Origin of the sequence: Bacillus sp. EKM501B (assembly GCF_011800505.1) — a bacterium.
Classification (GTDB): Bacteria; Bacillota; Bacilli; order Bacillales; family Bacillaceae_G; genus Bacillus_A; species Bacillus_A cereus.
The window spans coordinates 1-230 of the sequence record NZ_JAALFZ010000098.1; the positions used below are offsets into that span (position 1 = coordinate 1).

Below are 230 nucleotides of genomic sequence, written 5' to 3' on the forward strand. Positions count from 1 at the left end.
CTGGGCTAGCTGGATTCGAACCAGCGCATGACGGAGTCAAAGTCCGTTGCCTTACCGCTTGGCTATAGCCCATCGAAATAATTATCTTCTTTTCAAAGACAAATGTTATTGTACCATAATGTCCAATAAAAAACAACTGCTATATAGCAGAAGTTAAAATGGCGGTCCCGACCGGGGTCGAACCGGCGATCTCCTGCGTGACAGGCAGGCATGTTAACCACTACACCACG

The 230-nt window shown here is 47.4% G+C and carries 2 tRNA genes; both read right to left on the reverse strand.

Annotation, left to right across the window (positions count from 1 at the left end):
* Window positions 1-72 (reverse strand) — tRNA-Gln (locus HFD78_RS29310).
* An 87-nt stretch (window positions 73-159) separates the two neighbouring features.
* Window positions 160-229 (reverse strand) — tRNA-Asp (locus HFD78_RS29315).
* Window position 230 lies beyond the last annotated feature (1 nt).